19 protein-coding genes are annotated in these 20,839 nt (G+C 62.2%); 12 read left to right on the top strand and 7 right to left on the bottom strand.

Features of this window, described 5'->3' with window-relative positions:
• The first annotated feature begins 10 nt into the window (after positions 1 to 10).
• Positions 11 to 1,345: an 8-oxoguanine deaminase gene (locus AC2FNZ_RS13130; RefSeq protein WP_496840910.1), complete on the top strand. Its 1,335-nt coding sequence runs from the start codon at positions 11 to 13 to the stop codon at positions 1,343 to 1,345.
• 7 nt (positions 1,346 to 1,352) lie between these two features.
• Here the strand turns inward: AC2FNZ_RS13130 and guaD are convergent, their stop codons facing one another.
• Entirely contained in the window at positions 1,353 to 2,642 is a 1,290-nt protein-coding gene (gene guaD / locus AC2FNZ_RS13125; RefSeq protein WP_496840909.1) for a guanine deaminase, read from the bottom strand.
• A 138-nt stretch (positions 2,643 to 2,780) separates the two neighbouring features.
• On the opposite strand from guaD, the gene mgtE reads away from it, so the two are divergent.
• Positions 2,781 to 4,175, top strand: coding sequence for a magnesium transporter (gene mgtE, locus AC2FNZ_RS13120; RefSeq protein WP_496840908.1), 1,395 nt, complete (start codon positions 2,781 to 2,783; stop codon positions 4,173 to 4,175).
• Positions 4,172 to 4,729 (top strand): 5-formyltetrahydrofolate cyclo-ligase, encoded by a 558-nt coding sequence (locus tag AC2FNZ_RS13115; protein ID WP_093964760.1) that lies wholly within the window; start codon positions 4,172 to 4,174, stop codon positions 4,727 to 4,729. Before mgtE ends, AC2FNZ_RS13115 begins: the two co-directional genes overlap by 4 nt.
• A 3-nt stretch (positions 4,730 to 4,732) precedes the next feature.
• Here the strand turns inward: AC2FNZ_RS13115 and AC2FNZ_RS13110 are convergent, their stop codons facing one another.
• A complete protein-coding gene (locus AC2FNZ_RS13110) occupies positions 4,733 to 4,963 on the bottom strand; it encodes a putative hemolysin (RefSeq protein ID WP_093965053.1) in 231 nt (76 codons plus the stop codon).
• Positions 4,964 to 5,091: 128 nt separating this feature from the next.
• Here AC2FNZ_RS13110 and AC2FNZ_RS13105 point away from each other — a divergent pair, with 128 nt between their 5' ends.
• The 3 genes from AC2FNZ_RS13105 (at position 5,092) to AC2FNZ_RS13095 (ending at position 8,610) form a co-directional block, all read left to right on the top strand.
• Positions 5,092 to 5,904: a TIGR00282 family metallophosphoesterase gene (locus AC2FNZ_RS13105; RefSeq protein WP_093964761.1), complete on the top strand. Its 813-nt coding sequence runs from the start codon at positions 5,092 to 5,094 to the stop codon at positions 5,902 to 5,904.
• 90 nt (positions 5,905 to 5,994) lie between these two features.
• Positions 5,995 to 7,773, top strand: coding sequence for an SLC13 family permease (locus AC2FNZ_RS13100; RefSeq protein ID WP_496840907.1), 1,779 nt, complete (start codon positions 5,995 to 5,997; stop codon positions 7,771 to 7,773).
• A 99-nt stretch (positions 7,774 to 7,872) separates the two neighbouring features.
• The gene (locus AC2FNZ_RS13095) at positions 7,873 to 8,610 is read left to right on the top strand and encodes a YbaY family lipoprotein (RefSeq protein WP_496840906.1); all 738 of its coding nucleotides are present in this window, start codon (positions 7,873 to 7,875) and stop codon (positions 8,608 to 8,610) included.
• A 13-nt stretch (positions 8,611 to 8,623) separates the two neighbouring features.
• Here AC2FNZ_RS13095 and AC2FNZ_RS13090 read toward each other — a convergent pair whose 3' ends face one another.
• The 4 genes from AC2FNZ_RS13090 to AC2FNZ_RS13075 all read right to left on the bottom strand — a co-directional run bounded on the left by AC2FNZ_RS13090 (position 8,624) and on the right by AC2FNZ_RS13075 (position 13,774).
• Complete coding sequence (locus AC2FNZ_RS13090; protein ID WP_496840905.1) at positions 8,624 to 10,285, bottom strand: FAD-binding dehydrogenase; 1,662 nt, start codon at positions 10,283 to 10,285, stop codon at positions 8,624 to 8,626.
• A gap of 11 nt (positions 10,286 to 10,296) precedes the next feature.
• Complete coding sequence (locus AC2FNZ_RS13085) at positions 10,297 to 11,154, bottom strand: bile acid:sodium symporter family protein (RefSeq protein ID WP_496840904.1); 858 nt, start codon at positions 11,152 to 11,154, stop codon at positions 10,297 to 10,299.
• 72 nt (positions 11,155 to 11,226) lie between these two features.
• The gene (locus tag AC2FNZ_RS13080; protein ID WP_496840903.1) at positions 11,227 to 11,961 is read right to left on the bottom strand and encodes a glutamine amidotransferase; all 735 of its coding nucleotides are present in this window, start codon (positions 11,959 to 11,961) and stop codon (positions 11,227 to 11,229) included.
• A gap of 40 nt (positions 11,962 to 12,001) precedes the next feature.
• Entirely contained in the window at positions 12,002 to 13,774 is a 1,773-nt protein-coding gene (locus tag AC2FNZ_RS13075; RefSeq protein ID WP_496840902.1) for an SLC13 family permease, read from the bottom strand.
• A 110-nt stretch (positions 13,775 to 13,884) separates the two neighbouring features.
• Here AC2FNZ_RS13075 and AC2FNZ_RS13070 point away from each other — a divergent pair, with 110 nt between their 5' ends.
• Both AC2FNZ_RS13070 and AC2FNZ_RS13065 read left to right on the top strand, forming a co-directional pair.
• Positions 13,885 to 14,625, top strand: coding sequence for a YebC/PmpR family DNA-binding transcriptional regulator (locus AC2FNZ_RS13070; protein WP_170340180.1), 741 nt, complete (start codon positions 13,885 to 13,887; stop codon positions 14,623 to 14,625).
• A gap of 178 nt (positions 14,626 to 14,803) precedes the next feature.
• Positions 14,804 to 16,069 (top strand): permease, encoded by a 1,266-nt coding sequence (locus tag AC2FNZ_RS13065; protein WP_496840901.1) that lies wholly within the window; start codon positions 14,804 to 14,806, stop codon positions 16,067 to 16,069.
• Between the two features lie 21 nt (positions 16,070 to 16,090).
• On the opposite strand, the gene AC2FNZ_RS13060 is transcribed toward AC2FNZ_RS13065, so the two are convergent.
• On the bottom strand, positions 16,091 to 16,975 hold the full coding sequence (locus tag AC2FNZ_RS13060; protein WP_496840900.1) for a LysR family transcriptional regulator ArgP: 885 nt from the start codon (positions 16,973 to 16,975) through the stop codon (positions 16,091 to 16,093).
• 84 nt (positions 16,976 to 17,059) lie between these two features.
• Between AC2FNZ_RS13060 and AC2FNZ_RS13055 the strand changes: the two genes are divergently transcribed.
• From AC2FNZ_RS13055 to betC, 4 genes are all read left to right on the top strand, one after another.
• Positions 17,060 to 17,659 carry a LysE/ArgO family amino acid transporter gene (locus AC2FNZ_RS13055; protein ID WP_496840899.1) on the top strand — a complete coding sequence of 200 codons (600 nt, stop codon included), beginning with the start codon at positions 17,060 to 17,062 and terminating at the stop codon, positions 17,657 to 17,659.
• A 40-nt stretch (positions 17,660 to 17,699) separates the two neighbouring features.
• Positions 17,700 to 18,608: a DMT family transporter gene (locus tag AC2FNZ_RS13050; RefSeq protein WP_170357230.1), complete on the top strand. Its 909-nt coding sequence runs from the start codon at positions 17,700 to 17,702 to the stop codon at positions 18,606 to 18,608.
• Between the two features lie 94 nt (positions 18,609 to 18,702).
• Positions 18,703 to 19,275, top strand: a complete 573-nt coding sequence (gene betI, locus AC2FNZ_RS13045) for a choline-binding transcriptional repressor BetI (RefSeq protein WP_170364644.1) — start codon at positions 18,703 to 18,705, stop codon at positions 19,273 to 19,275.
• Positions 19,272 to 20,780 (top strand): choline-sulfatase, encoded by a 1,509-nt coding sequence (gene betC, locus AC2FNZ_RS13040; RefSeq protein WP_496840898.1) that lies wholly within the window; start codon positions 19,272 to 19,274, stop codon positions 20,778 to 20,780. Before betI ends, betC begins: the two co-directional genes overlap by 4 nt.
• Positions 20,781 to 20,839 lie beyond the last annotated feature (59 nt).

Here is a 20,839-nt window from a genome sequence, read left to right as displayed (position 1 = left end):
GGAGTGCGAGATGCCCGAAATCCTTCTTAGAAACGCCGATGCGATCCTGACCATGGACGACAACCGGCAAGAACTGGCCGGCGCCGATTTGCTGATCCGTGACGGGCAGATTGCCCGCATCGGCCAAGGTTTGACCACCGACGGAGAGGTGCATGACCTCAGCGGCTGTGTCGTGACGCCGGGATTGGTCAATACCCACCACCATCTCTACCAGACACTGACCCGAGCTGTTCCGGCGGGCCAAGATGCGCTGCTCTTTGGCTGGCTGCAGACGCTCTATCCGATCTGGGCGCGGTTCGGTCCCGACGAGATGTTCACCTCGGCTCAGATCGGTCTGGCCGAGTTGGCCTTGTCGGGCTGCACGCTCAGTTCCGACCATCTGTACCTGTATCCGAATGGGTCCCGCTTGGATGACACGATCGCGGCCGCTGCGGAGGTGGGGCTGCGGTTCCATCCGACCCGCGGCGCGATGAGCATCGGCGAAAGCGACGGGGGTCTGCCGCCCGATACGTTGGTCGAGGCCGAGGCCGACATCCTGAATGACATGATCCGTGTTGTCGATGCGTTCCATGACCCGTCCGAAGGCTCAATGTGCAGGGTTGGACTTGCGCCCTGTTCACCCTTTTCGGTCAGTCGGGATCTGATGCGCGACACCGCACTGCTGGCACGGGACAAGGGGGTCATGCTGCACACCCATCTGGCGGAAAACGACGAGGATATCCTGTATTCAGAATCCCAGTTCGGCTGTCGACCTGGCCAGTATGCCGAGGAACTTGGCTGGATCGGCCCCGATGTCTGGCATGCCCATTGCGTGAAGCTGGACGGGGCAGAGATCGACCTGTTCTCTCGGTCACGGACTGGGGTTGCGCACTGTCCCTGTTCGAATTGCCGTCTGGGCTCGGGGATCGCGCCGGTGCGCGCGATGCGTGACAACGGGGTCAAGGTTGGCTTGGGCGTTGACGGTTCCGCAAGCAACGACAGCGGCAACCTGATGGCCGAGGCTCGGCAGGCGATGCTTCTGCAACGCGTGGCGAACGGTGCCGATGCCATGTCGGCGCGCGAGGCTCTGGAAATCGCGACGCGGGGTGGGGCGGACGTGCTGAACCGGCCGGACTGCGGCCGCCTGATGCCGGGTAAACGTGCCGATATCGCTGTTTGGGACACAAGGGGTGTGGAATGCGCGGGCAGTTGGGACCCGGCCGCCCTGCTGCTGGCAGGTCCGGTGCACGTCAAACACCTGTTTGTCGAGGGGCGACAGGTCGTCCGGGACGGCAACATTGCCACAGTCGACCTGCCGCGCGCGATCGAACGGCAGAACAGGTTAGCCCTCGCCTTGCAGGGCTGATCTGCCTTCAGGTCGAAACGCGCCGTCCGCCGATCCACACATCGGCGATGGCGCGGTCATCTCCCATCATGATTGTCGGGAACACCGCCTCCCAAAGGGACTCGGCATTGGCCTCTCGCTGGGCAATCGCGAGGGTCGAGGCGAGGTCGAGCACGATCAGGTCCGCCTCCATTCCGGGGGCGATATTGCCGATGCGGTCGTCCATCCGCAGCGACCGGGCCGAGCCTGCGGTGCCCAGCCACAGCAGTTGAGCGGGGTGCAGCGGATGCCCGCGCAATTGGCCGATTTCATAGGCGGCCGCCATGGTCCGTAACATGGAAAAACTGGACCCGCCGCCGGTGTCGGTTGCCAGGCCGATACGATGGCCATCCCGCATCAGACCGTGCAAATCGAAGAGACCCGAACCGATGAACGTGTTCGAGGTGGGGCAATGGATCAGCGACGCATCGACCTCACGCAGGCGGTCTCGCTCGCGCGGTTCCAGGTGGATCACGTGGCCATAGAGGCCGTTCGCGCCGAGCAACCCGAACTTTTCGTAGGTGTCCAGGTAGTCACGCGCCTCGGGGAACAGCGACCGAACCCATTCGATTTCGTCCGTCTGCTCGCTGAGATGCGTCTGCATGAGACAATCGGGGTGTTCCGCCCAAAGCGCGCCCATCGCCTCAAGCTGTTCTGGGGTCGAGGTCGGGGAAAACCGCGGCGTGATCGCATAGGCTATCCGGTCGACATCTTGCCACTTTTCGATCAGAGCCTTGGACTGGTCATAGGCTGCTTGAGCCGTGTCCCGAAGACCTTCGGGCGCGTTGCGGTCCATGCAGGTCTTGCCGGCCACGACACGCTGACCGCGCTCCTGGGCGGCCGTGAAAAAGGCATCGACGCTTTCGGGATGAATGGTGCAGAAACTGCACATGGTCGTGGTGCCGTGTGCGGCGGTCAGGTCAAGATACCGGTTCGAAATCTCGGCTGCGTAGGCTGCATCACCGAACTTCATCTCTTCTGGAAAGGTGTAGGTGTTCAGCCAATCAATCAGCCGTTTGCCCCAACTCGCGATCATCGCCGTCTGGGGATAGTGGACATGGGGGTCGACAAAACCAGCCAGGATCAGGTTTTCGCCATGGTGATGAATGGCGGCCTCGGGGTGCGCGGTTTGCAGGTCAACGGTACTTCCCAACTCCCGGATTTTCCCGCCCTCGATCAGAACGGCTTCGTGCAGCCGGACCGCCTGATCCGGTTGCGTTTCGAAGGGGGAGTGTTCGAAACTCAGTACGCGCCCTGTCAAAAGCGTCTTTTGCGCCATCCGCCTTGATCTCCGCCTTGGTGAATCCGGCTTGCAGCATAGGGATGTGAAAGATGCGGGTAAATCGCACCATTGTCATTGTTTTCCGGTAGCTGCTTCTTCTATTTAGGGGCCAATTCCCAGAACAAGGGGCAGCGCATGACGACCGGCACCGAAGACAACAGAACCGACCCCTCTCGCGATGATGACGTCTATGCGCTGGACCGGCGAACGGTTGCCGCAATCCTTTACGCCGTCGATGTCGAGGATCGCGAGAAGCTGATCGAGCTGATGGAGCCGCTGCACGCGGCCGACATTGCCGACCTTCTGGAACAGATCAACCCCTACGACCGAGCGCGGCTGATCCGCCTGTATGACCGGGAATTTGACGGGGACATTCTGTCTGAACTGGACGAATCTGTTCGCGAAGAAGTCATTGGCGTTCTACGACCCGACGTTCTGGCCGAAGCCGTCCGTGAGATGGAAAGCGACGATGTCGTGGACCTTCTGGAGGATCTGGAGGAGCCGCAGCAGGAAGCGGTGCTGGAGGCCCTTGAGGCCTCGGAACGGATCGCGGCACTGCAGGCGCTGGCCTATCCCGAGAACTCCGCAGGCCGACTAATGCAGCGCGAAGTGGTCATGGCTCCCGATCATTGGACGGTGGGGCAGGCGATCGACTACATGCGCTCGAAGGACGATCTGCCTGAGCAGTTTTATCATGTTGTTCTGGTCGATCCACGGCTGAAGCCGGTGGCTCAGGTCATGTTGGGCAAGTTGATGGCCGCACGGCGCGATACCAAGTTGCTGGACATCGCCGAGGACGAGTTTCACATCATCCCGGTCGATCAGGATGAAGAAGACGTTGCCTATGCTTTCAACCAATACCACCTGATTTCCGCGCCGGTGGTGGACAGTGACAAACGGCTGGTCGGGGTCATCACGATTGACGACGCAATGGCCGTTCTGGATGAAGAGATCGAGGAAGACATGCTGCGGCTGGCGGGGGTCAGTGATGACAGCTCGATTTCAGACAGTGTTGCAGCAACCAGTCGTCGCCGTTTGCCATGGCTGGCGGTCAACCTGTGCACCGCCATTTGTGCTTCGCTGGTGATTTCACAGTTCGAGGCGGCAATCGAGCAGATCGTGGCGCTGGCGATTCTGATGCCCATCGTTGCCTCGATGGGTGGTAACGCCGGAACACAGTCTCTGACCGTTGCCGTTCGTGCGTTGGCGACCCGCGACCTGACGGGCTCGAACGTGGCGCGAGTCATCCGCCGAGAATTGCTGGTGGGCATGTTGAACGGGCTGTGTTTCGCCATCGTTCTGGGGACGGTGGGTATGATGTGGTTCGAATCCCCGCTGCTGGGTGTCGTGATCGGTTCCGCCTTGGTCGTGAACATGATCATCGCCGGGTTCGCGGGTACGGTAGTACCGGTGGTGCTGGATCGCCTGGGTGTAGACCCGGCATTGGCCTCGGGAACCTTCGTTACGACGACGACGGATGTAATGGGGTTCTTCATCTTTCTAGGGCTTGCAAGCGTGGTGCTGCTGTGACCGATCTGACTGAAATCAAGGCCGCAGCGCGCAAGGCTGCCTTTGCCCGACGCAAAGCGGCCTTTGACGCGGGGCCGCCGGCCGCCGCGGGCCGCCTGTCCGAGGTGCTGGCCGGATTTCGTGGCGTTCCCCTGTCTGGCTACATGCCGATCCGCACCGAAATCGACCCGCTGCCCGCCATGGCCGAGGCCGCAGCCTATGGTCCCGTGGGTGTTCCGGTCATCCAGGGCGCCGGACGGCCTCTGCGGTTTTCGCGCTGGACACCCGAAGGGCCGCTGAAAGATGGACCATTTGGCGCCAAGGTGCCCGAGACGGACGACTATTTTGATCCTGAAATCCTGATCGTGCCCCTTGTGGCATTCGATCCGCAAGGCGGGCGATTGGGCTATGGGGGCGGGTTTTATGACCGCACGCTTGAAGGGCTGCGCGCCAAACGTCCCACATTGGCCATCGGTTTCGCCTTCGACGCCCAAGAGGCCGAAGCCTTGCCGCTGGAACCGACGGACCAGCCGCTGGACATGATCGTTACCGAGACCAGGGTCCTGACGTTTTAGGCGTCAGTTCTCAAAGTGGCTCCGCAGATAGTCCCAGGCATCAACCTCGGTTCCATCCTCAAGGATGCACACGCCGTATTCCGATCCATCGGTGTTCTTGCGGATCTGATATTCGCCGCCGTTTTCGATGCAGAAGGTCGCGGCCGGATTTGCCATTGTTGTCTTGGTCGTCGCGTGAGCAAAGCTGCCCGAGATGGCGAGAGAGACAGCTGCGGTCAGGACTATGCGTTTCATCGAAATCTCCGAGTGAAAAACCGGTTGCGTCAGAATTGCAGGTTTCCACCGGAATTCAACCCGCATGCGGCCCGCGAATTGCATCGTTCCGCCTTGTTATTGCCGTTTGCAGGGCCTAGGACCGCGATATGAGAATCTTGTTCCTAGGTGACGTCATGGGGCGCGCGGGCCGCGCCACCGTTCAGCAGCATCTGCCCCGTCTGCGCGACGAGTGGCGGCTGGATTTCGTGGTGGTCAATGGCGAGAATGCTTCGAACGGCATGGGGCTGACCGGCGATCATGCCAAGCTGCTGCTGGAGTCGGGCGCAGATTGTCTGACGTTGGGCGACCACGCTTTCGACCAGAAAGACATGCTGCAATTCATCGAGCGCGAACCCCGGATCGTGCGCCCTGTGAATTTCGCCAAGGGTGCTCCGGGTCGCGGGCATCGGCTGTTCACCGCGCCGGGCGGACGCAAGGTGTTGGTGGTTCAGGTTCTGGGACAGGTGTTTATGAAACGACCCTTCGACGATCCGTTCTCGGCGCTGGAACCGATCCTGAAGTCCCACCCGCGGGGCGGCCAGGCGCAGGCCATCATCGTGGACATGCATTGCGAGGCGACTTCGGAGAAGATGGCCATGGGCCACTATTGCGACGGACGCGCCAGCCTCGTCGTGGGAACCCATACCCATGTCCCGACCGCCGATGCCCAGATCCTGCCCGGCGGCACCGCTTACCTGACCGATGCGGGCATGTGCGGCGACTATGACTCGGTGATCGGAATGGACAAGCAGGAGCCGATGCGCCGCTTCATCACGGGGATGCCCAAGGCTCGGTTCACCCCGGCCAATGGCGAAGCGACGCTTAGCGGCGTTTTCGTGGAAACTGATGACCGTGACGGGCAAGCCAAGACGATCAGCATGGTACGGGTTGGCGGGCGCCTGCAGCAGGCAGCACCGTGAATGCACGTCAGGCTTGCTCTGCGGCCTGCAATACGTGAAACTGACTCTCAGGCGCTTGGGCCGGGACAGGTTTCGGACAGAACACCACGAATGCAACTCCTTCAATTGTCAGATATGGGCAGCGCGATACTTGCGCTGGCGGTTGTTGCGGGCATGTTCATCATGTTCATGCGCGAGGTCTATCCGACCGAGGTCGTTGCCATAGGCGGCGTCTCGGTGATGCTGGTCACCGGCGTGCTTCCATACCAAAGCGCACTGGCGGTTTTGTCGAACCCGGCGCCCTGGACCATCGCGGCGATGTTCATCATCATGGGCGCCCTGGTCCGGACCGGTGCCTTGCACGCCTTTACAGCGACGGCGCAGAAACAGGCGCAGGTCAACCCGCGCATTGCCATCGGTCTGCTGATGGCATTTGTCGTCCTGGCCTCGGCGGTCGTCTCGAACACGCCCGTCGTCGTCGTGATGATCCCGGTGTTCATCCAGATTGCCCGCACGCTGAATATTCCAGCGTCGAAGCTGCTGATCCCGCTCAGCTATGCTGCGATTCTCGGCGGGACGCTGACCCTGATCGGAACTTCGACGAACCTGTTGGTCGATGGTGTGGCCCGGGCACAGGGTCTGCCGGCCTTCACGATTTTCGAGGTCACGCCTTTGGGCATCATTCTTGTCATCTACGGCATGATTTACCTGCGCTTCATCGCGCCGCGCCTTCTGCCCGAGCGTGACAGCATGGCAACCATGCTCAGCGATCGGTCGAAGATGAAATTCTTCACCGAAGCAGTCATTCCGCCCGACAGCAACCTGATCGGCCGTGAAGTGACCGGCGTGCAGCTGTTTAAACGTCCGGGCGTGCGGCTCATCGACGTGATCCGCGGCGACGAGTCGTTGCGGCGGAACCTGAAAGGGGTCGAACTGAAGGTCGGTGACCGCGTGGTGTTGCGCACGGAAATGACCGAGTTGCTGAGCCTGCAAAGCAACAAGGAACTCAAACGCGTTGATCAGGTTTCGGCAGTCGAAACACGTACGGTTGAGGTTCTGATTACCCCCGGTTGTCGCATGGTCGGGCGCACGTTGGGCGCGTTGCGGCTGCGTCGTCGCTACGGGGTTTATGTCTTGGCCGTGCACCGGAGAAATCAGAATATCGGGGGGCAACTTGACGATCTGGTCGTCCGGGTCGGTGATACGCTGCTGCTCGAAGGCTCGCCGGCCGATATCAGCAAACTGGCTGCCGACATGGACATGGTCGACGTCACCCAGCCATCGGCCCGCGCCTTCCGGCGCGGTCATGCTCCGATCGCGATTGCCGCGCTGATTGGGATCGTGGTTTTGGCGGCGCTCGGCGTGGCTCCGATTTTCCTGCTGACGATTCTGGCAGTTGCGGTTGTGCTGCTGACGCGATGCATCGACGCGGACGAGGCGTTTTCCTTTGTCGAAGGCCGTCTGCTGGCGCTGATCTTTGCCATGCTGGCTATTGGGGCTGCGCTGGACAGCTCGGGTGCGGTCACCCTGATCGCCAACGCGATTGCTCCGTCCTTTTCCAACCTGCCGCCGTTCCTCATCGTTTGGGCCATCTATCTGCTGACCTCTGTCCTGACGGAACTGGTCTCGAACAACGCCGTGGCGGTCGTGGTCACGCCGATCGCCATCGGTCTGGCGCAGGCGGTGGGGGTGGATCCGCGGCCGCTCGTGGTGGCGGTGATGGTTGCGGCCTCGGCCTCGTTCGCGACGCCGATCGGGTATCAGACCAACATGATGGTCTACGGCCCCGGCGGGTACCGGTTCACGGACTTCATGAAAGTCGGGATTCCGCTGAACCTGACGGTTGGATTGCTGGCTTCGCTGATCATCCCGTTCCTCTGGCCGCTTTGAATTCAGGCACGAATTTGCCGCTTGGAACTGAAAAACCTTGTAAAACGCGCTGATGTCCCGATCTTTTGTGCTGGAAACTGGTGATAAAGGGATCGGACAATGCAAACCGCAAAAAGCCTGCTGGCAGGAACCGCGTTGTGGGCAGCCGTGTGGGGCGCCGCGCAGGCGGGAACCGTTGAAGGCACCGCCACATATCGCGAACGGATCGCGGTTCCGCCCGGGGCAACCCTGTTCGTCGAGTTGCAAGACGTTTCACTGGCCGACGCGCCCGCCGTCACGCTGGCCGCGCAACGCTATGCTTTGACGGGCGTGCCTGCCCAGTTCGAGCTGACTTATGACGACGCGTTGATTCAGGATCGGCACCGCTATGTGGTGCGGGCCTCGGTGCATCAGGACGGCAAGCTGCTGTTCACCACCGATACCGCTTACCCGGTTCTGACTAACGACGCCGGAAACTCGGTCGATCTGGTCATGGTCAAGGTTCAGGAACGGGGTGCGGCGATGCTTGAGAACACGCAATGGACCGCAACCGAGGTGAATGGCGTTGCGCTGGACACCGAGAAACGCCCGCAGATTACCTTTGCCGAAGGCGGAGCCTTTGGCGGAACAGGCGGTTGCAACCGGTTCAGCGGACAGGCCGAGATATCGGGCAAGTCGATGTCCTTCCCCGACAACATGGCCGCCACCCTGATGGCCTGCCCACCGCCGCTGGACGAGGTTGAGCGGGAATTCCTTGCCGCTCTGCCAAAGGTCGCAAGCTTTGTTCAGCGCGGGGACACTCTGGTTCTTCTTGATACGGCGGGTGAACCGGTTCTGCAGTTCCGCCGCGACCAATAATGCCCAAGGGCCATCAGGCGACGGCCCTGGACCGCCCAGCATTGCGGCCAGAGAAGATGCATCCGCCCAGGAACGTGCCCTCAAGCGCGTTGTAGCCGTGATAGCCCCCGCCTCCAAAACCCGCGACTTCGCCGGCCGCGAACAGGCCGGGCACCACCTGACCATCGGCGCCGATCATCTGACTGTCCAGATTGGTCTGCAAACCGCCCAGCGTCTTGCGGGTCAGCACATGCAGCTTGACCGCGATCAGCGGGCCGTTTTTCGGATCAAGGAACTTGTGTGGCTTAGCGGTGCGGATCAGCTTGTCACCGCGATAGTTCCGCGCCGCCAGGATCGCCATCATCTGCGCATCTTTCGAGAACGGGTTGTCCACCTGCGAATCCCGCGCCTCGATCTGGGCGCGCAGATGCGCTTCGTCGATCAGGCCGCCGCCCAGATGGTTCATCCCGCTCACCAGTTCGGTCAGAGTGTTGGCGACGACGAAATCCTCGCCCTTTTCCTTGAACGCTTCGACCGGCCCGGTGGCCTTTGACCCCGACAGGACCCGCTGGCGGATCACCTCCTTCCAGCTGCCCGACGTGAAATCGGGGTTCTGTTCAGACCCGGACAGGGCGAATTCCTTCTTGATGACCTTCTGGGTCAGGACGAACCAGCTGTATTCATAGCCGGTCTTCAGGATCTCGCGTAGGGTGCCCAGCGTGTCGAACCCGGGCAGGCAGGGGGGCTGCAGCCGGTTGCCGCGCGCATCGAACCACATGGAACTGGGACCGGGCAGGATGCGGATACCATGCGCGGGCCAGATCGGGTCCCAGTTGCGCACGCCTTCGGTGTAATGCCACATGCGGTCGCCGTTGATGACGTGGCCGCCGGCCTTTTCGCTGATGGCGATCATCCGACCGTCCACGTGGAAAGGCACACCCGCCACCATATCCTTGGGCGGTTCGCCCAAGCGGTCGCGAGGCCAGCTCTGCCGCACCATCTCGAAATTGCCGCCGATCCCGCCCGAGGTGACGATGACCGACGGGGCATAGACCTCGAACTCGCCGACCTCGTCGCGGTTGGTCTTGCCGCCGCGCTGAGCCGCATCATCGGCCAGAACCTCGCCCGAGACGCCCTTGGCCTCGCCGTTCTGCATGATGATGTGGCTGACCTGATGGCGGAACTTCAACTGGATCAGGCCGGCGCTGACATGATCGCGGACCCGGCGGATGAAATGCTCCAGCACGCCCGGGCCGGTGCCCCAGGTGATGTGGAACCGCGGGACAGAGTTGCCGTGACCGTCGGCATAGGACCCGCCGCGTTCCGCCCAGCCGACCACGGGAAACCAGCGCAGGCCCATTTGATGCAGCCAGGGGCGCATCTCGCCGGCGGCGAATTCGACATAGGCCTCAGCCCATTTGCGGGGCCAGGCGTCTTCGTCCCGGTCGAACTGGGCGCTGCCCATCCAGTCGCGCAGGGCCAGGTCGCGGCTGTCGCGGATGCCCATGCGGCGCTGCTCGGGCGTGTCGACCATGAACAGGCCGCCGAGGCTCCAGAATGCCTGACCGCCTAGGAAATGCTCGGGTTCCTGGTCCAGCACGATCACCTTCTTGCCGCGGTCACCCAGTTCGGCCGCCGCGGCCAGCCCGGCCAGCCCGCCGCCCACGACGATCGCATCAGCAGTGTTTTCGGTCATGCTCTGTCCTTTCAGCGGTTGCGGTACCAGGCGATGAAGGGGATCGCGACGGCGTACATGGTGATCCCGTAGACGGCCGAGGGCAGGGCCAGCGGGCTGAAGCCGCTTTCGGTTCCGGTGATCAGGGCAGCCAGCGTGATGCCCAGGGTCGAGTTCTGGATGCCGGTTTCGATCGAGATTGTCTTGGCCTCATTCCACGACAGTTTCGCCGCCCGCGCCAGCCCCAATCCGATCAGCAGCAGCGCGAGGTTCAGCGAGATCAGCCCGGCGCCCATGATGCCCAGGTTGTCGACGAACAGCTGCCAGTTTCCAGCCAGCGCAGCGATCACGATCAGCACGAACAGGATGGTGGCCAGTTTGGAAAGGGGGCCGTCGATCCGGTTGGCAAAACCGGTTGCAAAGTGGCGCAGCCCAACGCCGATAGCGACGGGCAGCGTGGTGATCAGGAACATCGCCAGCGCCAGACCGCTGATCGAGACCTCGGGTGCGTCCTCGCCCATGAAGTGGTCAATCGACCAGGCCGCCAGAACCGGCACCGTGACGATCGACAGCAGGCTGATCACCGCCGTCAGGCTGACCGACAGCGCCACATCGGCCTTCGCCAGCTTCGACAGAATGTTGCTGGTGACACCGCCCGGGCAAAAGCTGAGCAGCATGAACCCCACCGCAATCGCCGGCGGCAGCGCGAACATCTTGACTGTGATGAAGGCCGCGACCGGCAGCAGAACCACCTGGCAGACCGCGCCGATCGCAAATGGATAGCGCCGGCTGATCACGCGCCGGAAATCCGCCGCCTCAAGCCCGATGCCCAAAGACAGCATGATGATGGCCAGCGAAACCGGCAGGCCGACGTTTATCAGAAGATCCAAAACAACCCCTCCCAAAGTCGTTTCAGTCCAACCTAAGCGCGCGGTCCCCGGTCAGGCAACCGCGCCGTTGGGTCACCCGTAGCGCTGGGCGAAACGGCGCAGGATTTCGCCGGGCTGCGTGACCTCGGCGGCATGGCAGCGTTCGATCAGCGGCTGGGCGTCCTCGGGACGGAAATAGCCGTGGTTCTTGTAGATGTGGATGCGCTGCTCAAAGTCCTTGGCGTCGGCTTCGGGGTGGAACTGCGTGGCATAGACATTCTGGCCCCAGCGGATCATCTGGAACGGGCAGGGGTCTGATGCAACCAGATGTACGCAGCCCTCGGGCAGGGCCTGCACCGCCTCTTTGTGGCCGACGAAGGCATCGAATTCGGGCTCGAGGCCGGCTGTCAGCGGGTCGCGGGTGCCATCCTCGGTCAGGTGGCAGCGCGACGGGCCGACCGGCTCGCCATAACGGTCCTTGCTGACCGGCGCGCCCAGATGCGCGGCCAATATGCCCAGGCCATAGCAGCAGCCCATGAAGGGATGATCGTGCGCCGTGATCTGCGGCATCAGCCCCATGATCGCACTCTCGATCCGGGCATCCATTTGCGATTTGCTGGCGGGGTCATCGCTGACGCAGCCCGGTCCGCCGCCAACGATCACGCCGGCATAGTCGGTGACATTCAGCGCCTCGGGCAGGGCCTCGCAATCCAGCCGGATGCGGTGGGTGCGCTCGGTCGTCAGACCGGACCGGTTCAGGATCGAGGCATATTCGGCGTCCGAGGCATCGGTCTCGGGGCGTAGCTGCAGGATCAGAAAGCGTTTCATGCGCTGCCCTTAGCGCGCGGTTCGGCGGTCACGCAAGCCCTCACAGCGGCCAGAACACGAGGATCGCCGGCACCGAAACCGCCACGATCAGAATTTCCAAGGGCAGGCCCATACGCCAATAGTCGCCAAAACGATAGCCGCCAGGCCCCAGCACCAGCGTATTGTTCTTGTGCCCGATCGGGGTGAGGAACGCCGCCGAGGCAGCCACCGCCACCGTCATCAGGAACGGATCGGGCGAAACCTCGAGCGTGCGCGCCATCTGGATGCCGACCGGCGCGGCGACGATGGCGGTTGCGGTGTTGTTCAGCACGTCCGACAGCGTCATGGTCACAACCATCAGAACCGTCAGGATGGCCCAAGCCGGCAGGCCGTCGGTCAGTTGAACCAGCGCATTCGCGATCAGTTCCGTCCCGCCCGAGCTTTCCAGCGCGCTGCCCAGGGGGATCATCGAGCCCAGCAGAACCACGACTGGCCATTCGATCTGATTGTAGATCTCGGTGATTGGGATGATCTTGGTCAGCACATAGGCGATCACCACAAGCCCCAGCGCGATCGGCAGGTAGATCAGGCCGATGCTGGCGGCCAGAACGGCGGCGGCGAACAAGCCGATGGCCAGCCACGCCTTGTCATTTGCGGTCACGTTCAGGCCGCGTTGGGCCAAAGGCAGGCAGCCCAGCCACTCGGTCACGTCCGCGCCCCGGTCGCGCGGGCACAGCAACAGCAGGATGTCGCCCGGCTGCACCTCGGTCTTGCGGACCTGTTGGGTAATGCGCCGGCCCTGGCGGGAAATGCCCATCAGGATCGTGTTCTGTCGCCAAGCCAGCCCCAGCCCCTGCGCGGTGCGACCCGCGATGCGGGCGCTTTCGGGCACGACGACTTCGATCACTTCCAACCCGTCGCCGGCAGCCGTCAGCAGCTCTTGCCGGCGGGCATCCGAGAAATCCAGATTCAGCGCGGCGCGGAATTCATCCAGCGCCTCGGGGCTGGCTTCCAGCACCAGCGCGTCGCCTTCCTGAAGAATCGCGTTTGCCGCGCGGCCATAGCGGCGCTTGCCGTCCCGGATCAGACCGATGATGGCGACGTCGGATTTCTCGGCCACCTCGTCCAGCTCGGCGACGCGTTTGCCGATATGGGGAGACTCGGCCGGGATTGTCAGTTCAGCGATATATTCCGCCAGCGTTTCCGAACTCTCGGTCTGTTCGCCGCGGTTGGGGATCAGCCGCCAGCCGATCAGGGCGACGAAGGCCAGACCTGCGATGGCCGCCAGCCCGCCAACCGGGGCGAAATCGAACATGTGGAACGGCTCGCCCAGGGTTTCCTGCCGGATCGATGCAATGATGATGTTGGGCGGTGTGCCGATCAATGTTGCCATGCCGCCCAGAATGGTGGCAAAGCTCAGCGGCATCAGCGTCAGCCCAACTGAACGTCCGGCCTTTCGCGCGGTCTGAATGTCGACAGGCATCAACAGCGCAAGCGCCGCCACGTTGTTCATGAAGGCGGACAGTACGGCTCCGATCCCGCCCATCAGCGCGATATGCGCGCCGAGGCCCCGCGAGGCATCGACCAGCGTGCGGGTGATCAGGAACACCGCGCCCGACCGCACCAGCCCGGCCGAGACCACAAGCACCAGCGCCACGATGATCGTGGCCGGATGGCCGAACCCGGCAAAGGCTTTGTCAACCGGCACAACACCCAGTATCACGCCGACCATCAAGGCGGCAAACGCCACAAGGTCATAGCGGAACCGACCCCACAGCAGCAGACCGAATACGGTAATAAAGAGTGCAAAGAGAATGATCTGATCTGTCGTCATTGGGCCACCATAAACGCGCTGACTGCACGAGCAAGCGGGTGTCTTGATCCTTTGCCCCGCAAACGTCTATATGTGCGCCGAATACGCAATCACGATTACGAGGACGCAACATGGCAGGCCACTCAAAATGGGCCAACATCCAGCACCGCAAGGGGCGCCAGGACGCCGCGCGGTCCAAGCTGTTTTCCAAGCTGTCGAAAGAGATCACCGTGGCCGCCAAGATGGGCGACCCCGATCCCGACAAGAACCCGCGCTTGCGTCTGGCGGTCAAAGAGGCCAAGTCGAACTCGGTGCCGAAGGACGTGATCGAACGCGCGATCAAAAAATCCCAGGCGGGCGACGGTGAGGATTACGAGGAAATCCGGTACGAAGGCTATGGTCCCAACGGTGTGGCCGTGATCGTCGAGGCAATGACCGACAACCGCAACCGTACTGCGTCGAACGTGCGTTCGACCTTTTCCAAGAATGGCGGAAATCTGGGCGAGACCGGCTCGGTCGGGTTCATGTTCGACCGGAAGGGCGAAGTCATTTATCCCGCATCGGCGGGCGATGCCGACACGATCTTCGAGGCGGCCATCGAGGCGGGGGCAGAGGATGTGGAAAGCTCGGAAGACGGTCATATCATCTGGTGTGCGGATACTGACCTGAACGAAGTGTCCAGTGCGCTCGAGGCGGCTCTGGGTGAATCTGAATCCACCAAGCTGGTGTGGAAACCCACGACCACCACCGAACTGGGCCTTGAGGACATGCAGCGCCTGATGAAGCTGGTCGAAGCGCTTGAGGACGATGACGACGTTCAGCGCGTGACCACCAATTTCGAGGCTACCGACGAGGTGATGGCGCAACTCTAAGCGCCGCACTCGGTTGCATTAGGAGCCCGGCCGAACACGGCCGGGTTTCTTTTTTTTGCCTGCGTCGCAGTTGGTCCTTGGCGCATGTGGGTCCTGCGCATACCCTTAGGGTTGAACCGCGCAGAAAGGATCTGGCAGAGACCTTGCGACAGACAGGTCGGGGCCGGCACGACAGGACATGACAGGCAAATCCACGGAATTGGAGCGGCGAAATGTGCCGGTTCTGGCAAGCCAAAGCGTGCTGTCCCAGGTTGCGTGGACGATGGGCAGCCCTTCGATCGTCTTGCCGTTTCTGGCGGTCTCACTGGAAATGCCCATGTTTCTTGCCGGGGCGTTGGTTTCCGTACGTCAGGCAGGCAACATGATTTCGGACATGTTCTTTGCGATCCCTGTGTCCGCGAAACAGCAAAAGAAACGCTCCATTGCCCTGACCGAGGTCGCGATTGGTGCATGCCTCCTGGCAGCCATCGTGGTTGCGGCGATCGGGGGCTCGCCCATGGTGGCAGCGGCTTTCGTCCTAGCCTTCTTTGCAATCGGCATGATCGAAGAGGTCCAGGCGCTGATGTTCACTGACCTTTGGGGGGATCACCTGCGCTCGAAATCCCGGATCTGGATGAGCTATCTTCAACTGGGGGCAGGGGGGCTCGGGGCTATCGGCCTGACATTGACGCTGCATCATCTGACTTCGGACAACCCGCCATTCTCGCGTCACTCGACCGTGATCGCGGTGTCTGCCGGGTTCTTTGTGCTGTCCGGACTATCCATTCTTGCCCTGGCCGAACTGTCGCGGTCGCAACCCCAGCCTCAAACCGGTCGCCGAGCGGCGGGGCAGTTCCTGTCGGACGCTCGAGCCATGTTCGAATTCGCCTGGTTCCGGCGGTATCTGACCATGCGGCTGCCGCTGGTCGGGGTTTCTCTGTCGGTGCCGTTCTTTGCATTGATCGCAGCCGAGGCGCATCATGGATCGGCCAAGGGGCTGACGGCGTTGATCATTTCGTCGGCGACCGGCTATCTGGTCTCCGCGCCCCTGTGGCAGCTCGTGAACATGAAATCACACCGGGCGGTCATGGTGGCCGGGTCGTTGATGGTGGGGGTGACAGGCGTCGTTCTGGTTGCGGTTCACTATTTGCATCTTGACCACGACGTTCACCTGCATGCGATCGCCCTTTTCGTGGCGACCGTCGCGACAACCGGCATCGGCAGTGCGCGCAAGCTGTATTTCATCGACACCGCGCCCAAGGAACAGCGGGTCAAGGCGTCAGCCGCGATCAAGAGCATTTGCAGGCTCGTGGCGATTGTCGGGTCGGCGGGGTTGGCGGCGGTTGCGCATATGAACGAGGTCGCATTGGCCGTCGCTTTCCTCACCTTGTGCAGTTTCTGGTCCGCAATCGCATGCTATCGTCTGGTCACGCCGCAGCCGAAGGATGCGGAAGGCGTCACCTGAGCCATCGATCACAGCATGGTGTTACGGGTTTGCCAGCACTTGCGCCGCAACTTTCCGGACCGCTCGCGTCAACGGTGAAAGCGCCGGTGCAAGGATGCGCCCGACCTGCCAGGTCAGAGGCACATCCAACGGGGTGTCGGGCACAAGCTCGCGCAGACGGCCATCCGCAATCGCGCTTTGGGCCAGATGCGCGGGGTTCATCCCCCAACCCAAACCTGCTGCGGCGGCCGCTACGAACCCGTGAGACGAGGGCAGGAAGTGGGTCGGAGGAGACAGCCGGCTACCCGTTTGCGCATGGATCCAGGCTTTTTGCAGGGCATCCTTCCTGTTGAAGGTCAGGCAGGGTGCCCGCGACAGACTCTGAGCATTCACTCCGCCAGGGAACCAACGAGCCATGAACTCGGGGCTTGCCGTCGGCAGGTATCTGAGCGTGCCGAGGGCAATGGAATCGCATCCCGGGACGGTTTGCCCGCCGACCGAGATGGCGGCGCTGACATCCCCGCGCCGCAGCCATTCAGCCGAGTGATCCTGATCGTCGATCACAAGGTCAAACAGCATATCATCAACGGCTGCCATCGCGTCTATGAACCAGGTGGACAGAACATCCGCCGGAACCGCGATCCTGACCCGGGTGGGGCCTGTGCCCTGTTCCAGCGAAAGCTCGCGATTGAGTTGCGCCTCAAGCAGGCCGATGTCTTCGGCATGGCGGGCAAGCCGCAAGCCAGCCGGGGTTCCGGTGCAGGGCGTGCCGCGGTGAATCAACGATACGCCGACCCGATCCTCCAGCGCTTTGATCCGTTGCGAAATCGCAGATGGCGTTACCGCCAGTTCCGCGGCGGCGGCGTCAAAGCTGCCATGCCGCAGAATAGCGGCCAACGCGGCCAGGTGATGTGGGTCCAAGTGCATTAGAGAATCTAATTATGGCTCATTATCTTTAATTTGATACATGCGTATCTGTCGCGTAGTCAACGGACCTGAACAGGAGGGTCCATGTCTACATCCGTCATCGCCGGCTTTGCGCTTGGCTTCAGTTTGATCCTGGCAATCGGTGCTCAGAACGCGTTTGTCCTCAGGCAAGGGCTCAGGCGCGAGCATGTTTTTGTGTTGTGCCTGACATGCGCCGTGTCAGACGCCATTCTGATTGCCGCAGGTGTCGCGGGCTTCGGCAGCCTGGCAACTGCGGCGCCGTGGTTCGAGCCGATGATGCGATACGGCGGCGCGCTGTTCTTGACGTGGTACGGACTGCGCAGTCTGGCGTCAGCCTGGCGCGGCGGCGCCGCGCTTGAGGTCGGAGAGGCGAAGCGTACAAGTCTGCGCGCGGCCTTGCTGACCGTTCTGGCCTTCACCTGGCTCAATCCGCATGTCTATCTGGACACGGTGGTGCTGATCGGCTCGATTTCGGCGCAGTATGAAGACCGGATGGGTTTCGCCATCGGCGCCGTGTCCGCCAGTTTCGTTTTCTTCTTCTCTCTGGGATACGGGTCCAGGGTGCTGTCTCCCATTTTTGCCCGACCCAGGGCATGGCAGGTACTGGATGTGCTGATTGGTATCGTCATGTTGGCGATCGCCTGGAAGCTGGTCGCAATGTAGAGGCTTGTTCGTCGCCGGGTTTCGGTGTTCAACCGAACCCATGACAACGATCGCCACCCAATCCCGCCCGCTTGCCGGAATGTTCTGGATGTTCAGCGCTGGGTTGTCCTTTGTGGCGATGACAGCCTTGGTCAAATCTCTGGGTACCTCGATGGATCCGATTGAGGCTGCGTTCCTGCGGTATGCTTTGGGGCTGGTCTTTCTGCTGCCAGCCATGCGGGCGATCCTGACCACGCATTTGACCCGCCGGCATATCGCCTTGTTTGGATTGCGTGGGGCCATACACGCCGTCGGGGTCATGTTGTGGTTCTTTGCGATGACCCGTATCCCGTTGGCGGAAGTGACTGCGATGAACTACCTGACGCCGGTCTATGTGACCTTGGGCGCCGCGCTTTTTCTGGGCGAGACGATGGCCTTTCGCCGTATCGCGGCCGTGCTTGTCGCCATCGTGGGCGCTGTGATCATTCTGCGGCCCGGGTTCCGCGAGATTTCGGCCGGGCACTTGGCGATGCTGGGTACCTCGCTGATGCTGGGGGGGTCGTACCTGCTGGCCAAGGCGATGGTGCAGGACGTGCGGCCTTCGGTTGTTGTGGCGCATCTGTCGATCTGGACGACGTTGTTTCTTATCCCTTTTGCGATCGCCGTCTGGACTCCGCCCAGCCTGCGCGACATCGGCGTGCTGTTCATGATCGCCAGTTTTGCAACGGCGGGGCACTACTTCATGACGTTGGCTTTGCAGGCTGCACCTGTCGCGGTGACCCAGCCGGTCACCTTCCTGCAGCTGATCTGGGCCACGCTTCTGGGCGCGCTCGTGTTTCAAGAAGGCATCGATATCTGGGTCGTGGCCGGGGGGACGCTGATCCTCGCAGCGGTCAGTTTCATAACCTGGCGCGAGGCCGTCCTGAACCGCAGTGGCTTGACCCCTCCAAGCCTTGCCCCCAAGCTGTAAAAGCCTCGGAGCCCCCAAGGGCAACGTTATTGATTGACGAGTCAATAAAAAGCCCTTAGCGTTTGTCCTGTTGAGACTAGGTTTGGGGGCGGTTATGCCAAAACTCGGAATGGAGCCGATCCGGCGCGATGCGATCGTCAGGGCGACGATTGCCGAGTTGGGGTCCAAGAAGTCCCTCGATGTAACCGTCAGTCAGATCGCCAAGCGGGCCGGCATGTCCAGCGCCCTCGCGCATCATTACTTCGGGGGGAAAGACCAGATCTTTCTGGCGGCGATGCGGCGCATCCTTGGCGATTTTGGCGCCGAAGCCCGAACCGAACTGAAGGCCGCGGCACCGGACCAGCGTGCCCAGGCCATCATCCGCGCCTGTTTCGCGCCGTCCTGCTTTACGCCCGACGTGATCGCCGCGTGGATGACCTTTTACGTTCTGGCCCAGACCAACGATGACGCGCTGCGTCTGTGGCAGATTTATCAGGCGCGGATCCGGTCGAACCTGATCCACGCTTTGCGCCCGCTGATGAAGGACCCGGTCGAAGCGGCCGAGAACATGATTGCCCTGATCGACGGTCTGTATATCCGCGCCGCTCTGTCTGCGCCCGAGGAACCGCAACTGGCGGTTACCCACGCCATGCGCGTCCTGACGACCCTGCTCGAGGCCGAAAAATGACACAACCCAACATTCTGATCCTGATGGTGGATCAGCTCAACGGTACCCTCTTTCCCGACGGTCCCGCCGAGTGGCTGCACGCGCCCAACCTGCGGAAACTGGCGGAGCGGTCAACGCGGTTTGCCAATGCCTACACGGCCTCGCCGCTATGTGCGCCGGGGCGAGCCAGCTTCATGTCGGGCCAGTTGCCCTCGCGCACGGGGGTCTATGACAACGCGGCCGAGTTCCGCAGCGACATCCCCACTTACGCCCATCACCTGCGCCGCGCGGGCTACTACACCTGCCTGTCGGGCAAGATGCACTTCGTCGGCCCCGATCAGCTGCACGGGTTCGAGGACCGCCTGACCACCGACATCTACCCAGCTGATTTCGGCTGGACCCCGGACTATCGCAAGCCGGGCGAGCGCATCGACTGGTGGTATCACAACATGGGCTCGGTCACCGGGGCCGGCGTGGCCGAGATCACCAACCAGATGGAGTATGACGACGAGGTCGCCTATCACGCCAAGGCCAAGCTGTATGATCTGGCCCGTGGCAAGGACGACCGCCCGTGGTGCGTGACCGTCAGCTTTACCCACCCGCACGATCCCTATGTTGCACGGCGCAAATTCTGGGACCTGTACGAGGAATGCGAGCACCTACTGCCCGAGGTCGGCGATCTGGGCTATGACAACCAGGATCCACATTCCCAGCGCATCTTCGACGCCAATGACTGGCGCAGTTTTGACATCACCGAAGAAGACATCCGTCGCTCGCGCCGGGCCTATTTCGCCAATATCTCGTACCTGGACGACAAGATCGGCGAGATCCTCGACGTGCTGGAAACCACCCGGCAAGAGGCGATCATCCTCTTCGTCTCCGACCACGGAGACATGCTGGGCGAGCGGGGCCTTTGGTTCAAAATGAACTTCTACGAAGGCTCGGCCCGAGTGCCGCTTATGATCTCGGCGCCGGACCTGCCGACGGGTCGCATCGACACCCCGGTTTCGACCATCGACGTGACCCCGACGCTGGGCGCGCTGGCGGGTATCGACATGTCGGAGATTGCCCCATGGACGGACGGGCAGGACCTTGTGCCGCTGGCCAACGGCACCGAGCGCACCGCGCCGGCTCTGATGGAATACGCGGCCGAGGCGTCTTATGCGCCCTTGGTGTCGATGCGCTATGGCAAGTGGAAATACAACCGCTGCGCGCTGGACCCCGATCAGCTGTTCGACCTCGAGGCCGACCCGCACGAGTTGGAGAACCTGGCCGACAAGCCCGAGCACGCCGGCACGCTGCAAACCCTGCGCGCCAAGTCCGAGGCGCGCTGGGATCTGGACCGGTTCGACGCTGAGGTGCGCGCCAGCCAGGCGCGGCGCTGGGTCGTGTACGAGGCGCTGCGGCAGGGCGGCTATTACCCGTGGGATTATCAGCCGCTGCAGCAAGCGTCTGAGCGCTACATGCGCAACCACATGAATCTGGACAACCTCGAGGAAAACCAGCGCTTCCCGCGCGGCGAATGACCTCTTTCACATTTTGAAGATACGCCCACCGGTGGCAACGCACGGGACATCCCGCGCCA

This window comes from Ruegeria sp. SAZA006, from assembly GCF_059613465.1.
Note: the sequence above shows the minus strand (reverse complement) of the source record. Positions and strands in the feature narration are given on the sequence as shown.

Excerpts from the sequence above, each read along its gene's own strand:
- AC2FNZ_RS13130 (WP_496840910.1), top strand. The coding sequence starts at position 11 with ATGCCCGAAATCCTTCTTAGAAACGCCGATGCGATCCTGACCATGGAC.
- guaD (WP_496840909.1), bottom strand. The coding sequence starts at position 2,642 with ATGGCGCAAAAGACGCTTTTGACAGGGCGCGTACTGAGTTTCGAACAC.
- mgtE (WP_496840908.1), top strand. The coding sequence starts at position 2,781 with ATGACGACCGGCACCGAAGACAACAGAACCGACCCCTCTCGCGATGAT.
- AC2FNZ_RS13110 (WP_093965053.1), bottom strand. The coding sequence starts at position 4,963 with ATGAAACGCATAGTCCTGACCGCAGCTGTCTCTCTCGCCATCTCGGGC.
- AC2FNZ_RS13105 (WP_093964761.1), top strand. The coding sequence starts at position 5,092 with ATGAGAATCTTGTTCCTAGGTGACGTCATGGGGCGCGCGGGCCGCGCC.
- AC2FNZ_RS13100 (WP_496840907.1), top strand. The coding sequence starts at position 5,995 with ATGCAACTCCTTCAATTGTCAGATATGGGCAGCGCGATACTTGCGCTG.
- AC2FNZ_RS13095 (WP_496840906.1), top strand. The coding sequence starts at position 7,873 with ATGCAAACCGCAAAAAGCCTGCTGGCAGGAACCGCGTTGTGGGCAGCC.
- AC2FNZ_RS13090 (WP_496840905.1), bottom strand. The coding sequence starts at position 10,285 with ATGACCGAAAACACTGCTGATGCGATCGTCGTGGGCGGCGGGCTGGCC.
- AC2FNZ_RS13080 (WP_496840903.1), bottom strand. The coding sequence starts at position 11,961 with ATGAAACGCTTTCTGATCCTGCAGCTACGCCCCGAGACCGATGCCTCG.
- AC2FNZ_RS13075 (WP_496840902.1), bottom strand. The coding sequence starts at position 13,774 with ATGACGACAGATCAGATCATTCTCTTTGCACTCTTTATTACCGTATTC.
- AC2FNZ_RS13070 (WP_170340180.1), top strand. The coding sequence starts at position 13,885 with ATGGCAGGCCACTCAAAATGGGCCAACATCCAGCACCGCAAGGGGCGC.
- AC2FNZ_RS13065 (WP_496840901.1), top strand. The coding sequence starts at position 14,804 with ATGACAGGCAAATCCACGGAATTGGAGCGGCGAAATGTGCCGGTTCTG.
- AC2FNZ_RS13060 (WP_496840900.1), bottom strand. The coding sequence starts at position 16,975 with ATGCACTTGGACCCACATCACCTGGCCGCGTTGGCCGCTATTCTGCGG.
- AC2FNZ_RS13055 (WP_496840899.1), top strand. The coding sequence starts at position 17,060 with ATGTCTACATCCGTCATCGCCGGCTTTGCGCTTGGCTTCAGTTTGATC.
- AC2FNZ_RS13050 (WP_170357230.1), top strand. The coding sequence starts at position 17,700 with ATGACAACGATCGCCACCCAATCCCGCCCGCTTGCCGGAATGTTCTGG.
- betI (WP_170364644.1), top strand. The coding sequence starts at position 18,703 with ATGCCAAAACTCGGAATGGAGCCGATCCGGCGCGATGCGATCGTCAGG.
- betC (WP_496840898.1), top strand. The coding sequence starts at position 19,272 with ATGACACAACCCAACATTCTGATCCTGATGGTGGATCAGCTCAACGGT.